Genomic DNA, 20,913 nt, shown 5'->3' on the forward strand with positions numbered 1-20,913 from the left:
GCTAAATAACCGTACATCTCGAAATTAACTTACGAAAACTTCCACCGCGCCTGCCGGTAAATTAATTTCACTTTGCACTGCTTTTTTTTCATTGCCTTCAGCACCTTGCAGATGAAACAGCGGCCTACCGGTACTCTCCAAACGAATTCGCTGTTCTTTGAAGCTCCGATTAAAGGCAACAACCACTTGCTCGTGATCGCAGAAACGCTTGAGCAATACAACATCGTCACCAACAGCGGTCATCGAAAAATCTCCCTGTGTCAAAGCGGGGTATTGTTGACGAATGCGGGCATGTTTGCGTATGCAAGACGCGATAGACAAATCCCAGGACTCCGTCTCCTGCCAAGGGAACGCTTCGCGACAATGTGGATCGTTACCTCCCGTCATTCCCACCTCGGTTCCGTAATAGATACAAGGCGCGCCTGGAACGGACAGTAAAAATGCCAAACTCTGGCGCACAGCCGTCGTATTGTCACTCACAAGCCACTTTGCTCTTGGCATATCATGACTATCCAATAGATTTAACTGCACCCTGTTTATTGCCCAGTCGTACCAGCTGTAAACCGCATCGACCCGTCGGCAAAATTCCCGAGCTGACGCGGGCGTCAGATCAAGGTGATTCTGCCGATAGTTCGTCTTCAATGAGTCCGCACCAAAGAAACTCAATGCTGCGGTTCCCATTGGGTAATTCATGGCAGCATCGAATTGGTCACCTTGCAGCCAGCGATCTGCCTTGTCCCAGATTTCACCACAAATATAAGCTTCAGGATTCTTAGCTTTCACTCGAGTTCGAAATTCCTGCCAAAAACTGTCGTCATCGATATCACCCGGAACATCCAGACGCCAACCATCTATTCCGAAATCGATCCAGTATTCAGCCACCGAAAATAAATAGTCACGAACGCCTGGATTATCTGTATTGAACTTGGGCAATGCTGGCAGATCCCACCAGGCTTTGTAGTTTAATTGCTCATCTTTACCTGACGGATAAGGGTTTAAAGGGAAGTCTTCTATATGAAACCAATCCAAGTAAGGGGATGTCGGACCGTTCTCAAGAATATGGTGAAAAGGCCAGAATCCGCGTGACGCATGATTAAACACGCCATCCAGGACAATTCTCATGCCCCGCTCATGTGCATCGTCCAGCAGTTTGCGCAATGCTGCGTTGCCGCCAAGAAGCGGATCCACCTGAAAATAGTCGAACGTATGATAACGGTGATTTGCGGCTGACGAAAAAATGGGATTCAGATAAATGGCGTTGACCCCCAAGTCCTTGAGATAGTCTAATTTTTCCGCAATGCCATATAGATCCCCCCCCTGATAACCCTGTTCAGACGCCGGCGTTCCCCAGGGTTTGAAGTGAATTCCTCTTGGCCCATGATTGACGGACCCACGTGCAAAACGATCTGGGAAAATCTGATAGAAAACCGCGCTCTTCACCCAATCGGGTGTTACTATCGCCATGCTGCCCCTCTCAAAGTCTTATCTGTCCCGTTAGCCTGCCACACACCAAGACGCCTGTTAACTTATTGTCGATAGCAAAGGGGGTGGAATATAAGGGAAGTTTTATTCGTTCACGCTATTCAAATTCTCGCGAATACTGTGCAAAATGACGTAATAATAATCCAACACAAACGAATGACTGGAGTATCGTAAAGGATGACAACATTAATCGTTGATTCAGCCTGTGACTTACCAAAGGCTTTGATTGAAAAGTCGAATATTCGATTGCTCCCTGCCACGATCATTTACGATCAACAATCCATGCAGGACTTTCGAAATACGGAACAAACGATTCGACTGTATTCCAGCGGCGCGATGGATAAAGGCCATGACGGCGAAACAGCGCCAACTTCGACCACCGACATTATTAAAATTATTGAATCCGTCATTGAAAGCGGTGAAGAAGAGATTGTCATTCAAACAGTCAACCGTGTTCGCAGCCCCACCTATGAAAACGCGGTAGAAGCGGTTTCAATCATCACTAAGAAAAATACCAATAAAAACCTTAACATCCGGGTACAGGATAGCCGCACGATCTTTACGGGCCAAGGCGTTCTCGCTGCACACACCATTGCTTTGATCAACAAAGGGGTGAACGGCACAAAACTGCGCCGAACCATTGACCTGCTGAGTTCAAAAGTGCACGCATATCAAGTACCGCAAGACGTATATTATCTGCGCGAAAGGGCTCGAAAGAAAGGCGACAACAGCATCAGTTGGCTAGGCGCTATTGTCGGACGAACAGTCGGAATCTGCCCTATTGTACTGGCCTTGGATGACCAGACTTTCCCGGTCACTAAAGTAAGGGGCTTTGCGAAAGCAGCTCAGACCCTATTTGACCATACGGTGGTCAAAGTAAACGAAGGATTGTTGTCCCCTTTTATTGCAGTCAGTTACGCAGGCAACCCAACAGAACTGGACAACATCAGTGGATTTGCCGAGTTAAAGAAGGCAGCCAAAGCCAGACGCTACCAACTGATTGTTACTCCCATGTCACTATCTGGGGGCATCAATCTGGGCCCAGGTACGCTGTCAGTTGCTTTCGCAACTGAGCCATACCCTTGGCAAGATTAACAACCAGCTATCTCAATGTTCTACACAGCGACGTCTATTCGGCATCGCTGGCCATACAGACCTGATTGCGACCATTTCGTTTTGCGGCATATAAAGCTGAGTCTGCACGTTGGGCCAATTCGGAGAACTCTTCGTCCGGCTGACTGCTCGCCACACCACAGCTGAATGTCACAGTTATATCGGTATCTTTGTGGCGATGCACCAACTTAGCAAAGCTGTCTCGAACTTCGTTCAAGAGGTTATAAGCGGTGGCTTCATCGGTATCCGGTAAAATTACCGCAAACTCTTCGCCACCGTAGCGACCAATAGTATCGGTCATACGGAAACGCTGTCGCAGATACAACGCCAAGGCGTGAATTACCCGATCTCCCATGCCGTGTCCATAGGTATCGTTTACCAGTTTGAACCGATCAATGTCGATCATGGCGAAACTCACAGGCTTGTTTTCCGAAGCCATTCGCTTTAAATCATTCTTCAATGCTTCCAATGTATTATTGTGATCGACCAGTCCGGTCAAACTGTCGCGTATCATTTGCTCACGCAATCCACGATGTCGCCGACACCGGTTTATTACGGTGGCAATCAGTACATCTTTGGGTACCGGTTTGGTCAGAAAGTCATCTCCGCCACGTGACACCGCGTCGAGTTGTTTCTCTATATCTGACTCCGCGGATAAATAAAGAATCGGGATGGCATCATACTTAGCCTGCTGGCGAATAACCTGTGCCAACTCTGGTCCCATACAGCCAGGCATATACATATCCATTAAAATGGCATCCGGGTGAAAACTATCCATGACATCAATGACGTCCAATGGCTGGTTCACGGCTCGGGTAAAAATTCCAGCAAAATTCAGCGTTTTTTCCGCATAAGTTGATTGCGACCTTGAGTCATCGACCACCAGTACCCGATAAGGGGGTTCATTGCGCAAAGAATAGATGCTCATTAACTGTTCAATTAACATGCCGAAATCAAGCTGACCATCAAAAAAGGCGATCCCGTTCGCGCGAACAACCGCCAGACGTTCTTCAATGGTAGGTGGATTGGCGGAATAAAATACTGCAGGAATGGGTGCCCTTAATTCACCCTGCAACTTAGTAACCAAAGCAATGCCGTCGTCAGCAAAATCTTTGTCGACAATGATTGCCGATGGCAGACGATACAGAATGGACTTTTCAAACTCTCCTGAATCATCGTAGCATTGCGTGGGTATGCCGAAGTGTGACATCTGCTCTGCTAAGGATGACGCCATGCTGGGATCTTTAAAGCACAGATAAACCGGTTTCCGCCCCGCAGACATCTGTTTAACCGGCAGATCATCATTGACCCGAGAACAAGCGTCTGCAATATCACTGATACAACGATTCAGCTTTTCCAGGACATCCGACTTTGGCGCTTTATGGCCATCTTCTTGCACCAGTAATTCAGACAGCTGTTGAGACGCGGCAGCTAGAGTGGTGAATTTGTAGCGATCGGCCAATTTATGTAACTTCGCGGCAGACTGACTGAATTCATCAAACCAGACTTCATTCCAATGCACATCCTGCAACGTGCTCCAGCCATTAACAATGCTACGAGCCTGCTCATGAACACGTCTGCCAAAATGTTGTTTTAATTGTTCTAATTGATCTTGTTTTGAATTCGTCACAAATAACTCTATTCAATGACTGTCGTTCTTCAGACTGCGTTGAGTCTGAAATCCTATCTCCTTATATAGTAGTGGCATATCCTGATTTCTGCAGCGTTAATACATCTTTTGTTGACGCAAATCCGCTATCAGAAGGCTCAGCGCCTTTTTATCCAAACGTTCTCCGGGCTTATAGATAGACCTTTCAATCAGCGTTTTTATCGAATCAAATCCGCTCCACTCAGGATACTGATGCGCCAGACGATCCAAGTAATTATTAATGGTCTCACCTGGCTCACGTGCTCCAAACCAGCGTTCGATTTTAGCTAAACTACGATAAGGCTCCTTGGTACGAGCGGGAAACTGAATCATGCCTAAAAAATACGCGACCATCAGCGCGACAATGCCCATCAGACTTAAAAAGGCGATGGCCAATTTAAGCGCGGTGGCCTTACCAAAACCCGCCTCAAACCAATTGAGCGCGGTGCTGTTGTCGTAATCCAGTACGAGAACCTGCCACTTATAATTCAGAGAATCCCAGTACATGGTTAACTGATTTATCAAACCCAGTTTTCCGACGCGAGTCATCAACGATAAATCTGACGGTTGAGTATCCAGGAAGAAGTCATCGATGTTAATCTCGACTCTCCCTGGCGCTACTGCCGCGGTGGGGTCTATTCGACGCCAAGAGCCATTAATCCATGCCTCCAGCCACGCATGAGCTTCCATTTGACGAACCTGGATGTAATCACCAGAAGCAACATAATTGCCCCCCAGGTAGCCCCCTACCAAGCGCGTGGGTATGCCTACAGACCGCAAAATGATCGCCATCGCACTGGCGTAATGCTCACAAAAACCACGACGTGCACCCAACCAGAAATTTTCCATGCCCTGAGCGCCCTGATACAGAGGGGGCCGCAAGGTATAGTAAAAGTCCTGTTCACGAATGTAAGAAAGAATGGATTCAATGAATTCTGAATCTGAGTTAACTTGCGAACGCCGATCAATCGCCCAGGCTCGCAGACCCTCATTTCCAGTCCTTGGCAGCAAGGTACTTTCTTGTAAATACCTTTCTTGATCCGACCACTCTACTTCCAAGGCACTGCTAGCCTGGTATCGGTACACGGAATTCAACGGTCGTTCAGACACGGCCCGACCGTCCGGCATGACTTGAAGGTTATCGCCTTGGGCTTGCGTTGGCCAATCGAGAAAATACAACCAGCGACGCCCGGAACTCTCCATGATTACCGTGTACTGATACCCCGTATTCAACGGAGTCGGCAATGTCGCGTTTCGTGGCCAGCTGAATCGATTGTTCTCACTGACGGTGGAACGCCAGGTCTCCCCGTCGAACGCTGACATGGTGTTTCCACGCCAATACCACTGAGATCGGGGCGGCAGATTACCAGAAAAACTCACCCTGAATGCAGGTGCGTTAGACCGTGCTAATTCCGCAACGGAGCCAGGATTGAGTTCATCCGACATACCGGTCATAGCCCCTCGTTGTTCATTAGGGATGGTCCATAAAGGTGGCAGGCGCGGAAAAAAGAGGTAACCGGCAATCATGACGGGGATTGCGCCGATAATGAGCAGCGTAGATTGTTTAGCGGCATAGCGGAAATTGAATTGCACGTCAGATGTCACGGCCTGAAGCGCAATAAAGTTAACCAACAGTAACCCAACCATGACTAAGCCAGCCACAGGATCAAACCGATATAGAAGGTAAACACCCGTTAAAAATAAACCTAAGTAAATCTGTAAAATAGCGTCTCTGCGCCGCAGTACTTCCAGCGACTTCAACAAGTACCCCAATAAACAAAGCGCGACTGCTGTATCCAGCGAGTAGCGGTTCAAACCAGAAAGCAAAATTCCGATGATACCAACGGCCATCGCGGCCAACACAACAATCAACGGTGGTTTTTTCAACTCACCGTGTAATACGCGCCACCGCCAAATCACCACCAAAAACAGCACAACTAAAAGCCAATTCGGCATATAGGGCATGAACGGCATTACGGTGAGAAATTGAACCACCAATAGCGCCTTGAAGGCCGCTTGATGGATAACCCTTTGATATGGCGGAATGTAGACAAGGTCAGACATAGCCAAACTCCGCAAGAATTCGCCGTACTTTATTCAGATGCTCACTCCCTTTCCCCGGTTCTATTTCGTACCCAGGCAACACAACTCCAAATGGCAATTGGCGACGATGAAACACCTCGCTGTAATAAGCTATCGCGGCTAATCTCTGTTCATCTGATACCCCAGGAAATTGATCCCATGCAATAATTTCATCGGAAGATTGATAGTCGGAAAAGGCCTTTACTAACAACACGTCTCTGGCAAATCCTGGCCAGTGCATTCGCTTGATCGAGTCACCGGGGACATAGGCTCTCAAGGAGTGAAAATCCTCAGAGCCTTCACGAAAAAAATGATCGTCCAGCAAATCTTGATCGTCATCGACATCTGAACCGACAGCAACACGCTCAAACTGTTGCGAAATCGGATATGCCCATGCCCGCACATCAAGGTGAACTTGCGACCAAGCGACCACTAAACCGAAGGGGAAGCGTGACTCCAGGCGAAACCGGGGTGGCGATACCGGACCACGGTTATAGGCTGTTAACGGTAACCGTACCCATGTTTCCAAACCGGAAACATGGGCTTGAACAGAGCCCCATTCTTCATGGATAAATTCTACCACCCCTCGATCAATGGGCTTACGGGATGTCAGTTTAATCGTAACCTCAGCGGTGTCGCCTACCCTAACAAGATTTCCTGAGATACCTATTAGAGATAAACCGCTGAGATTCCGAAAAGTCAGGTGCACCGCTACCCATAAAATGGAGACAATCCAGAAAGCAAGCGCGTAGTTCAAAGCACTTTCAAAATTAATCGCCAACAGGATTACCAGCAATGAAATCAGTAAGAGCATTAACCCTTGACGCGTTGGAACAATAAATATTTTCGACTGATCCAGCGTGACAGAAGGCTGCACCGGCAAACGCTTTTCGATCCAGTTCGACATATTGATGTTGAGCTTTTTACGTAACCAGCGAATCACGACGGTTTACTCACCGATCACATCGACAGATTCCAGTATCTGCGACACCAATAAATCTGTGCTCAGGGAACGGTGTGCTTTAAGGCGGTGACCCGCAACACTGGGGAAAACGGCTTGAACATCATCTGGCGTTACGTAGTCCCGACTAAAAGTAGCGGCATAGGCCCGAGACGCCATGGCCAGTGACTGAGATGCGCGTGGGGAAAGCCCTAATGCGCACAAGGCATTATCGCGTGTACGTTGCACCAAGCGCATCAAATAGTTCAAAATAGCGTCACTGACCTGCACTTCACGAACCAACGCTCGCATCGCCAAAAACTCATCGACCGAGAACAAGGGCTCAAGCGCATTCAGGTTCACACGGCCAACGCGCCCCATCAATAACTCCTTTTCTACCTGCTCAGCTGGGTATCCCAGTGTTAACCGCATGAAAAAGCGGTCCAATTGAGATTCCGGCAGCGGATATGTACCCGATTGTGTTTGTGGATTCTGTGTAGCAATGACAAAGAAAGGTTGAGGTAAGGGCTCGGCTTGGCCGTCTATAGAGACTTGGTTTTCCTCCATAGCTTCTAACAAGGCAGACTGTGCTTTCGGTGTTGCGCGGTTTAATTCATCGGCCAATAACAGTTGGGTGAACACAGGTCCGCGATGAAATTTGAACTCTTGTCTGTCGCGGTCAAATATCTGTGCGCCAATAATATCCGAAGGCAGTAAATCAGCCGTAAACTGTACACGCTGATACTTCAAACCGAGTAGATTGCCCAAACTTTGCGCTAGCGTCGTTTTGCCTACACCTGGGAGATCTTCCAACAGAACATGCCCACCACACAGCAACGATACCCATATCAACCGTATCTGTTCAGACTTACCTGCAACAACCCGACTGGCCTGTTTGACCAACTGATCGGTGACTTGAGCGATGCGCGCCATGAACTCTCCAATTCCATATTTTTCGATAATTAATCATTATTTATAGCAGAGCAGTCAGCTAAGGTCGCGGTCTTTGCAGGAAGTTTAATCAATACGCGGAAGACAGAAGAGAAAATTGGTACAGAACAGAAAAAGGCCGCTGGTGCGGCCTCGGAGGTTACTACTATTGTTCGTCGTTGTGCAAGTCGACCATCGATGAGTCACTGATCTGAGTCTTAGACTTACTGTCATCGTTACGCAGTGCTTCAAGCGCTTCTAAGTACGCCTGGTCAACATCACCCGTCACATAACATCCGTCAAACACCGAGCAATCGAAATCGTGAACATCTGACTTTTTGGTTTGCGTGGCCCGTTTTAAGTCATCAAGGTCCTGATACACCAACCAATCTGCGCCAATCGACACTCGGATCTCCTCATTTGTCCGTCCATGTGCGATCAATTCTTTTGCCGCGGGCATATCGATGCCGTAGACATTGGGGAAAATCACTTCAGGTGCAGCACTGGCAAAATACACCTTACTCGCTCCAGCATCACGAGCCATTTCGATAATTTCGTTACAGGTCGTTCCTCGAACGATGGAATCATCAACCAATAAGACATTTTTCCCTTTGAATTCCAAACCAATGGCATTCAGCTTTTGACGTACGGATTTTTTTCGTTGCGTCTGTCCAGGCATAATGAAGGTTCGGCCAATGTATCGGTTCTTCATGAACCCTTCCCGAAAATTAACTCCTAACCGGTTAGCCAACTGCAAGGCTGACGTGCGGCTGGTATCAGGAATAGGAATAACCACATCAATGTCATGATCGGGCTTTTCCCGTAGAATCTTGTCCGCCAAAGCGTCACCCATACGCAAACGGGCCTTATAAACTGAAATTCCATCAATAATGGAATCGGGCCGCGCAAAATAAACGAACTCAAACATACACGGCGTTTTTTTGACTTGATCGGCACACGCTTGCACATGCAACTGACCGTCAGCATCAATAAATACAGCTTCACCCGGGGCGACATCATCAATCAATTCGAAGCCAAGCACGTCCAATGCGACGCTTTCAGAGGCGACCATGTACTCTGTCCCGCCCTGCTCATTAACGCGTTTACCGTAGACTAAAGGCCGGATGCCATTTGGGTCCCGAAACGCCAGCAGACCAATGCCACTGATCATTGCAACAACACCGTACGCACCTCGACATCGCCTGTGTACGCCTCGTACTGCAGCGAACACATCCTCTGCCATAGGTCGCAACTTGCCCTGAAGTTGCAATTCATGGGCAAACACGTTCAATAAGACTTCGGAGTCTGACGTGGTATTAACGTGTCGCAGATCCGACTGAAACAGCGCCTTATTCAACTCGGCAGCGTTAGTCAAATTGCCATTATGAGCCAACACAATACCGTAAGGTGAGTTAACATAAAAAGGCTGGCTTTCAGCTGTACTGCTGGTCCCAGCAGTCGGGTAACGCACATGACCAATACCCGTATGACCAACCAAGGACTGCATGTGACGAGTGTGAAAAACATCGCGGACCAAACCATTATTCTTGCGCAAGAAAAACTTACCGTCTTGCTCGGTAACGATACCGGCCGCATCTTGCCCGCGGTGCTGTAACACGGTCAATGCATCGTATAACAACTGATTTACCGGTGACTGACCTTTAATCCCAACAACACCACACATTCGTTACTCTCCTCCAACCGACAAGATCGCACCTGACGCTTTATGAATATTCTCGCCTGTCCAGCGAATAACCGGCTCAAAGTATGGCACCAGTACAGAATCCTGCCAGAACTGATCCAGAGCAAATAATTGACCCAACGCCAAAATAGCAACGACGATGATCAAGCCCCGCAGTAATCCAAATACGACACCCAACGCTCTATCGGTGCCGGTAAGGCCGGTCATCCGCACAAATTCGCCGAGTAAATGATTGATCAGTGAGCCTACGATCAGGGTAACCAAGAATAAAATGACAAAGGCGGCGGTATAGCGTTGCGCCTCATTGGCCAGCCAATTTGACAATAGGGAAGCCAGATTGTCGCTGAATATGCGCGCGATCAATAGCGCAGCTATCCATGAGGCCAGTGACATAGCTTCTTTCGTGAAGCCACGACGAATGCTGATAAGCGCAGAAACGATAAGAATGACCAATATGGTCCAATCAATAAAAATCATGATGCAACCGAAATAGAAATCGCGCGCATTCTAACAGGAATGACAGATTTGTGAATGACTTTCACCACTCTCAACCGCTTGGTCAAGAATGAACATTGGATTGAAGCCGGTCGGCCTAATGGCTCGAACACGAAAGCCTTTAAAGGTGTCAGCGGTATCCTTACTCTTCCCGGTAGCGGACGACAAGCCCTTGCTCACCGAATGTGTCCTTCACCATTGCTTTCATTTCATCCGCTTCAGATTTACTCTGCAAAGGACCGACAAACACTTGAGTGAACAGACTGCCATCCGACAGAATTTTTTCACGAACATAAACCTGCAGTTCAGCACCTCTGAGAGCCTCTTTAAACTGAGTTGCCTTTTTGGCATCGCGGAAACTGGCGACCTGAACACTCCACAAATCAGAGCTATTGCCAGATTTAACAGCCACCGTTGTTTCGTTGGTCGTCACCTGAGGGGTAATGACGAACTCTACCTCGTCGGGATCTGGCAGAGGACTCAATTGCGGCTCGGACGATTCCACCACCTTGATGTGAGATAAATCAGGTCGTTTCGGCTGAGGAGGAATATTCGTAATGCGTTCCGGAATCCGACCCTCAGCATCCAGCAAAACGGGAGCGATCAGCAACACAAAAGAGGCCAATACCAAAATACCGACCAAACGCTGCTGTAATTTACGTTCCAACACAACTCTCCAGGAAAGCTAAAGCGACGCAAACGGTATAGAAAGACCCACCAATAAACAAGGGTTCCGAAGGGTAATGTTGATCTAGAAAGTCCATGCTCTGCTCGATATTGCCGAACAACTGGAGTTCGTCTGTAGCGGACAGTTTTTGCTCAAAATCTGCGGCAGACAAGCCACGGGGGACATTGAGGTCCAACAAATTCACACTTTTTGTAATAGGCTTTAACGCGTCGACAAAACCCTTTGCGTCTTTATCAGATAACATACCCAACAATAAATGATACTGCTTTGGCGCCAGTTTCCGCGCGATATACTCGCCTGCATGGGGGTTATGACCAACATCGACAATAATGTCACGATTATTATGGCGCACATGTTGCAGTCGACCAGGCATTTTTACGTCAGCAATCGCAATCTCAATATTCTCATCCGACAGATGAAAACCAGAAATGAGCCAGGCCTGTATTGCAGTGACCGCATTCGCATCGGGAACAGATGGATTTAAGTTACGACAATGACCATCATTCCAACTCAAGACACCGCTTTCCGTCGAAAACTGCCCCCCAAAGCGATAAGGAATGGCACCAATCATTGAAAGGGTTTCATACAGACTTTCAGGCACTTCCTGACTACCGATAACAACCGGTCGCGCATGTCGGGCGATACCTGCCTTTTCTCGCGCTATCTGCTCGACCGTATCACCGAGAAAACCTTGGTGATCCAAGCCAATATTGGTGACTACTGCGACATCAGGATCGATAATATTAACGGCATCCAGGCGACCACCAAGTCCGACCTCCAGAACCCAAACGTCAAGGTTTTTCATGGCGAAAAGATACAATGCCGCGAGAGTTGTGAACTCAAAATAAGAAAGTGACACGTCTCGCCTGGCTTTATTTACCTCATCAAATGCCGCTACGAGCTCTTGATCGGCAACCGGACTACCATTAACGCGAATGCGTTCATTAAATTTAAATAGATGAGGCGAGGTGTACCAACCTACTGATTTACCGGCTTTTTCTGCTAATTTAGCCAATACCGCCGTCGTCGTGCCCTTGCCATTCGTACCGGCGACGGTAAATACGAAAGCATCCGGATTCAGTAAGGATAATCGATGAGCTACGGTCTTTAATCGCTCTAGACCGAGCTCGATTTCAATGGGATGAATGGACTCAATATAGCCGAGCCATTCATTTAGAGAATTATTAATTGACGGGTGCATTCACAAGTTTTTTCATTAAGCCAGAGAGTTTAGTGCGCAGATCGTGACGCCGCACGATCATATCGATAGCTCCCTTCTCCAGCAAGAACTCACTGCGCTGAAAACCTTCGGGTAATTTCTCGCGAACGGTTTGCTCAATTACCCTGGGGCCTGCAAAACCAATCAAAGCATGTGGTTCGGCCACGTTAATGTCACCCAACAACGCCAGAGAAGCCGATACGCCTCCAAAGCAGGGATCAATCATCACGGAAATATACGGAACACCATTTTGACGCAACCTTTCCAGAACCGCGCTGGTTTTCGCCATTTGCATCAGCGAGAACAAGGCTTCTTGCATCCGAGCACCACCAGAGGTCGCAAAACAAACAAAAGGAATACGTTTTTCCAACGCTACATTTGCTGCTTGTACGAACTTTTCGCCGACAACAGAGCCCATGGAACCGCCCATGAAGTTAAAGTCGAATGCAGCGACGACCACTGGTTGCCCTTCTACGGTGCCTTGCATGGCAACCAAAGCGTCGTTTTCACCCGTTTGTTTTTGCGCAGCACTTAAGCGATCTTTGTAACGTTTACCGTCTTTAAATTTCAGGCGGTCTTCTGGCTTGACCTGAACCGCAAGCTCCTGACGGCCTTCACCGTCCAAAAATAAATCCAGTCGACGTCTCGCGCCGACACGCATGTGATGATCACACTTTGGACAGACATCGAGGTTTTTTTCCAGTTCTGGGCGGTAAAGCACTGCCGCACATTTAGGGCATTTTTTCCACAACCCTTCAGGCACGTTCGACCGGCCATCTGAATCGGATCGAATAATCGAAGGTACGATTTTCTCCAACCAACTGCTCATAATGTCCCCATACTATATTTGATGAATATTCACCTATTATTACTGATTAACAGGCAATGTTTTATAAGTGAACGACGGACACACTTATGACGAAATTTCATTGAAGGATAGATCAGCCTGCCGCACCTGCTCAGCAAAAGAGCGCATTTTGGCAGCATCCTTCACACCTTTGGACATTTCAATCCCACCACTGACATCGACAGCATAGGGTTTGATCCGACAAACCGCGTCTTTAACGTTGGCGGTGTTAAGCCCCCCTGCCAGAAATAATCGAGATTTGATCTCCTCGGGAATCAATGCCCAGTCAAAAGACTGACCAGTACCGCCCGGAACCCCTTCAACAAAGGCATCCAGCATGATCGCATCCGCGTTGGGGTGCATCGTCAGTTGGCTTTGCAGCTGTGCTGCATCCTTTACGCGCAATGCTTTGATGTAACGCTGACCAAATTGCTCACAAAAAGATTCAGTTTCGTCACCGTGAAATTGAATAACGTCAGCTCGGGTCGCTTGAACGGCTTCACGAATATAACCGGGATCGGCATTCACAAACAGCAACACCTTATCCACAAGCAAGCTCACTTGTTGCGCCAGTTGCTCCGCAATGTCCAAAGAAACCGCTCTCGGACTCGGTGGATAAAAAACCATACCGACGGCATCAGCGCCTGCAGCGCAGGCATATTGCATATCTTCCGGGCGGGTCATACCGCACATTTTAATTCTTGTTCGGTGATACATAGTCATATCAAACCTGATCAAATCTGTGGTGTGTCATATCCAGTATGGGCTGAATAAATGTCGGTCCCGGACTGGTTTCCGGGAAGTTGGGCACATCATATGAGGCTTTAATAAAATATAACCCCGCACCCTTGGCTGTGACTCCACCTTTACTGCGATTACGATGTGTCAGCACCTCTTCCGCCCAAGCTACCGGCATCCGTCCACGACCAATAGGAAGTAAAACACCAACCAGGTTACGTACCATATGGTGCAGAAAGCCATCTGCACGTGCTTGTATAATGACAAACTCACCAAATCGTTCAACCGTCAATTCACGCAACGTCTTCACTGGAGAGTGCGCCTGACATTCCGCCGCCCGAAAAGAACTGAAATCATGCGTACCCACCAGCAGATTGGCGGCCTGTTGCATGGACTTCTCATCCAGAGAATATTGCTCCCACGTTGTCACCTCATGCAAAAGGGCCGATTTCACCCAACTGTTATGAATAACAAACCGATAAGCGCGCTCTTTTGCTGAAAACCGGGCATGAAAATGAGTGTCTACAAACTGCACCCACTTAACACTGATATCGTCAGGTAATTGCCCGTTAATGCCCATTTTCCAGCCATATTCTGTACGCTCACTTTGCGTATCGAAGTGAATCACCTGATTAGTGGCATGGACGCCGGCATCGGTTCTACCCGCAACAATGGTCGATATTGACTCATTGGCAACTTTGCTCACTGCTTTTTCAACAGCAGCCTGTATTGTTTTCATACCGCTTTTTTGAACCTGCCAGCCGTGAAAATGGGTACCTTTGTATTCCAGTCCCATGACAACTCGGTAGCGATCAGTTTCTCGTTCAAAAGGAAAATTTTCTTGCATGCTTCATCTTTTAAAACAAAAAAGCCGCTCTAAAGCGGCTTATTCAATAAGTGGCAGGCTCGATTAAAGCTGCGCCATCAATTCTTTTGCTTGCGCTTTCTGGTCGTCATTACCCTCTGAAGCAACTTCTTCCAGAATGTCCCGCGCACCTTCTTTGTCATCCATTTCAATATAAGCCCGCGCTAAATCGAGTTTAGTGCTCGCTTCGTCATTTCCGGACAAAAAGTCGAACTCATCCTCTTCTAATTCTGCTTCACTGTCGAGAGAATTTGCCAACTGCTGCAATGGATCATTATCAAGCTCCATCCCATCAGGCGTAACCATATCAATATCCAGGCTATCTGACTCATCTTCTAGACTCAACTCTAGCCCATCATCTTCGGCAACTTCTGCAGCAACATCATCGTTTGAATCTAACGATAACTCATCGAGCGAACCCAAATCTAAATCAAGATCGGTATCAAGCTCATCGTCACTGGCTAAACCGAAGTCAATATCCATTTCAACAGATGAATTGTCAGAGGCAGGCTCCTCTGCTACATCAACAGACAGACTATCCGAGTCATCCTCTTCTCCCAGATCGAGTGAGAAGTCCAGGTCGCCATCATTGCTTTCTAATGTCTCTTCGGGAGTGCCCAAATCAAGACCGTCTGTTTCCAAGTCGTCCAGACTAAAATCAAGATCACCTGCCGAGTCGTCAGAAGTTGATTCATCCAAATCACCTAAATCCAGGCTGAAATCAAGATCCGATTCTACTTCTTCCGCTTTATCTGGCTCTACCGCATCTACAGAGGTGCTCAGATCAAGATTCATAGCGTCGTCGGATGCCGGTAGCGTAGCTCCAACATCCGCTGAATCGTCTTCCAGATCTAGATCAAAGTCGAGACTTTCACTTTCAGTTGTAGATTCTGCGTCATTTACATCAAGGTCGAAATCCAAGTCAGCGCCCAAGTCCAGATCATCTGAACCAGCCACCATTGAATTGTCATCTGAACCCAACGACAGATCATCATTCATGAAGTCGAGATCTGACTCATCAGCACTGGCAGCACCAATTGGTAATTTAGTGCGCAATTCCGCAACTTGAGTCTGTTCAGCACCACTCAGTGACAACCGACCTTCAAGAGCATCAAACGCATTGCTATTACCCGTTTCGGCGTATACTTCCAACAACTTGAGCGCGACATCGGTTCGATTCGGATGATCCGCGAAAGCTTCCTTCAGTTTTTCTTCGGCCTGATCGTATTTCTGATAAGCCATGTACATTTCTGCTTCAACAACAGCATCCAGTGTTTCTGGCTCATCGCTTATTTCTTCATCAAACTCGTCTTCAACTTCTGCAAGCAGATCATCATCCAGATCGGCAGAAAATTCTGAGGTCTCGTCAAACTCAACGTTAGGCTCCATATTCATTTCGCCCAATGTCTGATCGCTACCCTGACGTTTACTGCGAATGTACAATGGCAGCAAGATCAACAGCAGTAGCGCGGCACCAGTGATGGCCATATTTATGGTACTACCCATCAACCAATCAGAGGCTTTGCGTGTTAAATCATTCACGAAACCCATAAAGCCAACCGGAGCAGTTTGAACTGGCGCTGGCGTTGTAACGGGTGGTGGAGTTGTAACCGTAGGCTGTACAGGCGTTACGGTGTTATCTTGCGTTTGAGCATCCGCCGCGGGGGCAGTAGCGTCTGCAGGTGTCGTTGCAGTCGCTGCGCCTTGCTGGTCTGCTGCGGCATCAGTAGCTTCGTTAGTCGCAGTCAACGCTTCCTGAACTTGGGCAAGATCTGAATTTTGAACATCCAACAGACGTTCCATAATTGAGATCTGCTCTTGCAGTTCCTGCACACGGGATTGCAACTCATCACGCTCACGTTCAAATTGATCATTCAACTCTTCAGCTACAGCCAATTGGTTTTGCAATTGATCAACTGTTGCCGATGCCTCACCTGAAGCCGTCGTGGTTGTGGACTCTGACTCCGCCGTTAACTCAAGGTAACCATCGGGATTTTTATCGCCTTCGCCTGTAGGCAGCGCCGAAGATGTGGATTCTGTGGCGGACAATTGCACCTCGGTACTACCTGTTACCGGTGACCGTAGTTTCGCAGCCGCACCTTTATTCTGTGCCTGTACCTCGGCAATTGCTTCATCCAGTGTTCGCGCGGCAATCTGCCTTCCATCCGGCAAGGTCAAAACGCTACCAGCTTTCACGCGATTGATATTTCCATTCAGGAAAGCCTGTGGGTTCAGATCCTGAATCGCCAACATCACTTGCTGCGGAGAATAGCCCTCTCGATCTGGCACTTTCAGGGCAATTTCCCACAGAGTATCATTGCGCTGCACGCGATACTGGTTCGATCCGAAATTATCTTCACGTGGGGTAACCGGGTTGGCAACAGCAGTGGTAGTCGTTGTTTGGTTGGATTCAATGACCGTACTGGTTGTCAAGTCAGTCGCTGCGATGGTTGATTCACCCGCATTAGTCGACTCAACCACCAACGCATCAACGGCCAATCCCGTGTCAAAGACAGGCGGATCTAACAATACAGTGTATTCTTTTAACAAACGACCGCCGGGCCAATTGAGCTCCACTAAGAAATTCAGAAATGGCTCTCGAACGGCCTGCTTAGTGGTTAAGGTAACCACCACATCACCCGAATCATTTTCTTTGACCCGAAACTGAATGTTTGAAAGGAAAAAGCTTCGTTCAATACCCGCACGACGAAAATCGTCGTTACTGGCCAACGTCGGCAAAATTTCGCCGGCGGTAAGACCTTGTAACTGAAGCAACTTGATTTCAGCCACCAATGGGTCATTTAGATTCGACTTGACCGAAATATCACCCAGGCCCAAACCAAAAGCTGAACCGATGAATGACATCATTGCCACGAGTACTGCAAACGCCTGTTTTTTTACCATAATCCTTTTTCCCTTTCTCCAACCTGACCAAAACCGCCGGGGTCTAAAGTTTATTGAAGAGGAATCTCTCTTGTAATGACCATTAAAACTTCATTTGAGAACTGGTTCACATTTGAAGTTTTAATGTCCGATTTCGTTGTTAACAAATGTAGAAAGAACATTCAAAACTGCGGCTAAGTATTATTTATAAAAGGACTTTTAGCAACTAAAGGCTTGTTCAAGTTCTCGTTTTTGTGACGAAAAATTGATGTCTTACATAACAAAAGGCGACCCCAAAGGGTCGCCCATGAAGACAAGTTCATGAATTTCAAAGAAATTTTTCTTGTAACCGACGAAAAATCACTTGCTTTTTCAAGTTAAAAAAAATCAAGAAATTGCTTACAAATCGCCTTTCAAAATAGCCAACATTCTCCGCAGAGGCTCTGCAGCGCCCCACAACAGCTGATCACCCACGGTAAAGGCACCCAGATAATCGCCACCCATTGTAAGTTTGCGAACTCGCCCAACCGGAATATTCATGGTCCCGGTAACGGCTGCCGGTGTTAATTGCTGAACCGTTGCTTCTTTGTTATTCGGCACAAAAGAAACCCAATCATTTGCGTTCGCAATTAACTGTTCAACGGTATCCAGCGCAACATCTTGCTTTAACTTGATGGTCAACGCCTGCGAGTGACAACGCATCGCACCAACCCTAACACACAATCCGTCTATCGGTGTTGGGTGCGCTTGCGACCCTAATATTTTATTAGCCTCAACCTGCGCCTTCCATTCTTCCTTACTTTGACCGCCCGGCATGGGCTTGTCGATCCAAGGAATGAGACTACCTGCCAATGGCACCCCAAATTGATCACAAGGGTAGTCGCTGGACCGAATATAATCTGCGACCGCTTTATCAATATCCAAAATAGCGCTGGCAGGATCCTCCAGTTTTGACAGCACTTGGTTATGAACAGCACCCATCTGGCTAATAAGCTCACGCATATTCTGCGCACCAGCACCGGAAGCCGCCTGATAGGTCATAGGCGAAACCCATTCAATTAGGTTTTCCTTGAATAACCCATGCAAGCCCAACAGCATCAAACTCACGGTACAGTTACCACCTACAAAGGTTTTAACACCGCCATCAACCGCCTCATCAATCATCTTGCGGTTAACGGGATCCAGTACGATAACGGCGTCATCTGCCATGCGCAGTGAAGATGCTGCGTCAATCCAATAACCGGCCCACCCCTGCTTACGCAAAGGTTCATAGACCTCCGCTGTGTAATCCCCCCCCTGACAGGTCAGAATAACATCGCAAGCAGACAGAGCCTCCAAATTGCGAGCATCTTGCAATGTAGATGGCCCCTGACCTACATCGGGTGCGGGCAATCCGTGTTGACTCGTTGTGAAGAATACTGGTTCAATCCCGTCAAAATCACGTTCTTCTTGCATTCGTTGCATCAGCACCGAACCAACCATTCCCCGCCAACCGACGAGACCTACTTTCAAAGTCATAAATTCTTACCTCCTATTGATTGGTCAATGCCGCCAAAACAGCATCACCCATTTGTGCAGTGGAAACTTTACGATTGCCTTCGGAATAGATGTCAGCGGTTCGCATCCCCTGATCGAGCACATCGCCCACTGCTTTTTCAATCGCCTGGGCAGCCTCTTCGGCCGCCAGTGAATAGCGCAACATCATGGCGACGGATAAAATGGTTGCCAATGGATTAGCAACACCTTGACCAGCGATATCCGGTGCAGAACCATGGATTGGCTCATACATACCTTTGCCATTCTCATCTAATGACGCAGATGGCAACATGCCGATAGAACCGGTCAACATTGCCGCGCAATCCGATAGAATATCGCCAAACATATTACCGGTGACTATGACGTCAAACTGCTTCGGCGCGCGCACCAGCTGCATCGCAGCATTATCGACATACATATGACTAAGTTCGACATCCGGATACTCAGCTGCCAGTTCATTCATAACTTCGCGCCACAACACAGTGGCTTCAAGAACATTCGCCTTATCAACAGAACACAACTTACCGCCACGTTTTTGCGCTGCTTCAAATGCCTGTCGACCAATCCGGCGAACCTCAGATTCCGAATACACGTAGGTATTGAACCCTTCTCGTTCACCAGAGTCCTTGGTGCGAATACCACGGGGCTGTCCGAAATAGATACCACCGGTCAACTCACGGACAATCAGCAAATCAAGACCTGCAACCAATTCAGGCTTTAGTGAACTGGCTTCGGCCAATTGCGGGTACAATATCGCAGGACGTAAATTACCAAACAAATTTAAGTTTGAACGCAAACCGAGTAAACCTTTTTCCGGCCGAATGGCCATATCCAAAGCATCCCACTTTGGTCCACCGACCGCACCCAACAGCAAAGCATCACAACTCTTCGCAAGCGCCAAAGTATCCTCCGGCAAAGGCACGCCATATTGGTCGATCGCAGAGCCACCGACCAACGCATGATTTTTTTCAATGCCCAGCCCAAAATCAGCGTTTACCTGGTCCAAGACCCGCTCAGCTTGACCAACAATTTCAGGTCCTATGCCGTCACCCGGCAAAATTAAAACATTACGCGACATCCCACGACTCCTTATTTAATCTGACCGAACACCCAAGGGTGTATCTGGGCCCGTTGCAATTCATACTCTTTAATTTTGTCAGCATCCTGCAGAGTTAAACCGATGTCATCCAACCCATTCACCAAGCAATGCTTACGGAACTCGTCTACGTCAAAATCAACTTCCTGTCCGCCATCTTCAATGATCTTCTGGTTAGGCAGGTCAACGGTTAATGAAAACCCTTCCAGAGCTGCCATTTGCTGAAACCAACGGTCAATCTGCGTTTCTTCAACCACAATCGGCAGTACACCGTTTTTAAAGCAGTTATTGTAAAAAATATCCGCAAAACTACTGGCAATCACGACGCGAAAACCGAAATCTTCGAGCGCCCACGGCGCATGTTCGCGACTGGAACCACAACCGAAATTCGCCCGCGACAACAATATACTGGCACCCTGATAACGAGGTTGATTGAGCGCAAAGTCCGGGTTAAGTGGTCGCGTTGAATTGTCCATACCCGGCTGACCTTCATCCAGGTAGCGCAATTCATCGAACAGATTTGGCCCGAAACCAGATCGCTTAATTGATTTCAAAAACTGCTTCGGAATGATCATATCGGTGTCGACATTCGATCGATCCATTGGTGCCACGACACCTTTCACTACAGTTAAAGCTTTCATGAGAGGCC

The 20,913-nt window shown here is 47.9% G+C and carries 17 protein-coding genes; 1 reads left to right on the forward strand and 16 read right to left on the reverse strand.

The window, feature by feature from the left end; translation table 11 throughout:
- Positions 1–24 precede the first annotated feature (24 nt).
- Complete coding sequence (locus IYN85_RS07685) at positions 25–1,464, reverse strand: glycoside hydrolase family 13 protein (protein WP_196158218.1); 1,440 nt, start codon at positions 1,462–1,464, stop codon at positions 25–27.
- A gap of 195 nt (positions 1,465–1,659) precedes the next feature.
- Between IYN85_RS07685 and IYN85_RS07690 the strand changes: the two genes are divergently transcribed.
- Entirely contained in the window at positions 1,660–2,577 is a 918-nt protein-coding gene (locus IYN85_RS07690) for a DegV family protein (protein WP_196158219.1), read from the forward strand.
- Positions 2,578–2,611: 34 nt separating this feature from the next.
- Here the strand turns inward: IYN85_RS07690 and IYN85_RS26340 are convergent, their stop codons facing one another.
- From IYN85_RS26340 to leuD, 15 genes are all read right to left on the reverse strand, one after another.
- A complete protein-coding gene (locus IYN85_RS26340; protein WP_196158220.1) occupies positions 2,612–4,225 on the reverse strand; it encodes a diguanylate cyclase in 1,614 nt (537 codons plus the stop codon).
- A 96-nt stretch (positions 4,226–4,321) separates the two neighbouring features.
- Positions 4,322–6,307: a DUF3488 and transglutaminase-like domain-containing protein gene (locus IYN85_RS07700; RefSeq protein ID WP_196158221.1), complete on the reverse strand. Its 1,986-nt coding sequence runs from the start codon at positions 6,305–6,307 to the stop codon at positions 4,322–4,324.
- Positions 6,300–7,268: a DUF58 domain-containing protein gene (locus tag IYN85_RS26135; protein WP_196158222.1), complete on the reverse strand. Its 969-nt coding sequence runs from the start codon at positions 7,266–7,268 to the stop codon at positions 6,300–6,302. The genes IYN85_RS07700 and IYN85_RS26135 overlap by 8 nt, the downstream gene beginning before the upstream one ends.
- A 6-nt stretch (positions 7,269–7,274) precedes the next feature.
- Positions 7,275–8,198, reverse strand: coding sequence for a MoxR family ATPase (locus IYN85_RS07710; RefSeq protein ID WP_196158223.1), 924 nt, complete (start codon positions 8,196–8,198; stop codon positions 7,275–7,277).
- 163 nt (positions 8,199–8,361) lie between these two features.
- Entirely contained in the window at positions 8,362–9,879 is a 1,518-nt protein-coding gene (purF, locus tag IYN85_RS07715; protein ID WP_196158224.1) for an amidophosphoribosyltransferase, read from the reverse strand.
- Positions 9,880–9,882: 3 nt separating this feature from the next.
- Positions 9,883–10,374: a CvpA family protein gene (locus tag IYN85_RS07720; protein ID WP_196158225.1), complete on the reverse strand. Its 492-nt coding sequence runs from the start codon at positions 10,372–10,374 to the stop codon at positions 9,883–9,885.
- Between the two features lie 160 nt (positions 10,375–10,534).
- Positions 10,535–11,059 (reverse strand): SPOR domain-containing protein, encoded by a 525-nt coding sequence (locus IYN85_RS07725; RefSeq protein ID WP_196158226.1) that lies wholly within the window; start codon positions 11,057–11,059, stop codon positions 10,535–10,537.
- Positions 11,049–12,281: a folylpolyglutamate synthase/dihydrofolate synthase family protein gene (locus tag IYN85_RS07730; protein WP_196158227.1), complete on the reverse strand. Its 1,233-nt coding sequence runs from the start codon at positions 12,279–12,281 to the stop codon at positions 11,049–11,051. The genes IYN85_RS07725 and IYN85_RS07730 overlap by 11 nt, the downstream gene beginning before the upstream one ends.
- Positions 12,265–13,128 carry an acetyl-CoA carboxylase, carboxyltransferase subunit beta gene (accD, locus tag IYN85_RS07735; protein ID WP_196158228.1) on the reverse strand — a complete coding sequence of 288 codons (864 nt, stop codon included), beginning with the start codon at positions 13,126–13,128 and terminating at the stop codon, positions 12,265–12,267. The genes IYN85_RS07730 and accD overlap by 17 nt, the downstream gene beginning before the upstream one ends.
- 84 nt (positions 13,129–13,212) lie before the next feature.
- Entirely contained in the window at positions 13,213–13,869 is a 657-nt protein-coding gene (locus IYN85_RS07740) for a phosphoribosylanthranilate isomerase (RefSeq protein ID WP_370592167.1), read from the reverse strand.
- A gap of 1 nt (position 13,870) precedes the next feature.
- Positions 13,871–14,731, reverse strand: a complete 861-nt coding sequence (gene truA / locus IYN85_RS07745) for a tRNA pseudouridine(38-40) synthase TruA (protein WP_196158229.1) — start codon at positions 14,729–14,731, stop codon at positions 13,871–13,873.
- A 63-nt stretch (positions 14,732–14,794) separates the two neighbouring features.
- Positions 14,795–17,653: a FimV family protein gene (locus IYN85_RS07750; RefSeq protein WP_196158230.1), complete on the reverse strand. Its 2,859-nt coding sequence runs from the start codon at positions 17,651–17,653 to the stop codon at positions 14,795–14,797.
- A 378-nt stretch (positions 17,654–18,031) separates the two neighbouring features.
- Positions 18,032–19,150 (reverse strand): aspartate-semialdehyde dehydrogenase, encoded by a 1,119-nt coding sequence (gene asd / locus IYN85_RS07755; protein ID WP_196158231.1) that lies wholly within the window; start codon positions 19,148–19,150, stop codon positions 18,032–18,034.
- 13 nt (positions 19,151–19,163) lie between these two features.
- Positions 19,164–20,246: a 3-isopropylmalate dehydrogenase gene (gene leuB, locus IYN85_RS07760; protein WP_196158232.1), complete on the reverse strand. Its 1,083-nt coding sequence runs from the start codon at positions 20,244–20,246 to the stop codon at positions 19,164–19,166.
- 11 nt (positions 20,247–20,257) lie between these two features.
- The gene (leuD, locus tag IYN85_RS07765; protein WP_196158233.1) at positions 20,258–20,905 is read right to left on the reverse strand and encodes a 3-isopropylmalate dehydratase small subunit; all 648 of its coding nucleotides are present in this window, start codon (positions 20,903–20,905) and stop codon (positions 20,258–20,260) included.
- Between the last annotated feature and the right edge of the window lie 8 nt (positions 20,906–20,913).

It is taken from the genome of Reinekea sp. G2M2-21 (genome assembly GCF_015687175.1).
Lineage (GTDB): Bacteria > Pseudomonadota > Gammaproteobacteria > Pseudomonadales > Natronospirillaceae > Reinekea.

Coding starts and splice junctions, on each gene's coding strand:
- IYN85_RS07685 (WP_196158218.1), bottom strand. CDS start 1,464: ATGGCGATAGTAACACCCGATTGGGTGAAGAGCGCGGTTTTCTATCAG.
- IYN85_RS07690 (WP_196158219.1), top strand. CDS start 1,660: ATGACAACATTAATCGTTGATTCAGCCTGTGACTTACCAAAGGCTTTG.
- IYN85_RS07700 (WP_196158221.1), bottom strand. CDS start 6,307: ATGTCTGACCTTGTCTACATTCCGCCATATCAAAGGGTTATCCATCAA.
- IYN85_RS07710 (WP_196158223.1), bottom strand. CDS start 8,198: ATGGCGCGCATCGCTCAAGTCACCGATCAGTTGGTCAAACAGGCCAGT.
- purF (WP_196158224.1), bottom strand. CDS start 9,879: ATGTGTGGTGTTGTTGGGATTAAAGGTCAGTCACCGGTAAATCAGTTG.
- IYN85_RS07720 (WP_196158225.1), bottom strand. CDS start 10,374: ATGATTTTTATTGATTGGACCATATTGGTCATTCTTATCGTTTCTGCG.
- IYN85_RS07730 (WP_196158227.1), bottom strand. CDS start 12,281: ATGCACCCGTCAATTAATAATTCTCTAAATGAATGGCTCGGCTATATT.
- accD (WP_196158228.1), bottom strand. CDS start 13,128: ATGAGCAGTTGGTTGGAGAAAATCGTACCTTCGATTATTCGATCCGAT.
- IYN85_RS07740 (WP_370592167.1), bottom strand. CDS start 13,869: ATGACTATGTATCACCGAACAAGAATTAAAATGTGCGGTATGACCCGC.
- truA (WP_196158229.1), bottom strand. CDS start 14,731: ATGCAAGAAAATTTTCCTTTTGAACGAGAAACTGATCGCTACCGAGTT.
- IYN85_RS07750 (WP_196158230.1), bottom strand. CDS start 17,653: ATGGTAAAAAAACAGGCGTTTGCAGTACTCGTGGCAATGATGTCATTC.
- asd (WP_196158231.1), bottom strand. CDS start 19,150: ATGACTTTGAAAGTAGGTCTCGTCGGTTGGCGGGGAATGGTTGGTTCG.
- leuB (WP_196158232.1), bottom strand. CDS start 20,246: ATGTCGCGTAATGTTTTAATTTTGCCGGGTGACGGCATAGGACCTGAA.
- leuD (WP_196158233.1), bottom strand. CDS start 20,905: ATGAAAGCTTTAACTGTAGTGAAAGGTGTCGTGGCACCAATGGATCGA.